Source organism: Carboxydocella sp. JDF658 (assembly GCF_002049395.1).
Classification (GTDB): Bacteria; Bacillota.
Genome location: NZ_BDLR01000174.1, coordinates 1 through 202, shown reverse-complemented (window position 1 = coordinate 202; position 202 = coordinate 1). Strand labels below are relative to the sequence as shown.

General features: G+C 55.4%; 1 rRNA gene. It reads left to right on the top strand.

What is annotated here, in order from left to right:
- Positions 1 to 202: ribosomal RNA gene (locus JDF658_RS13235) — 23S ribosomal RNA — on the top strand; the annotation flags it as partial.

The window sequence follows — 202 nt, the reverse complement described above, 5'->3', positions numbered from 1 at the left end:
AGGAGAGAATCCTAAGGCGAGCGAGAGAACCCTCGTTAAGGAACTCGGCAAAATGACTCCGTAACTTCGGGAGAAGGAGTGCCGCTAGATGTGAAGGGCTGCGCGCCTGGAGCATAGAGCGGTCGCAGAGAAGAGGCCCAAGCGACTGTTTACCAAAAACACAGGTCCCTGCCAAAGCGAAAGCTGACGTATAGGGGCTGAC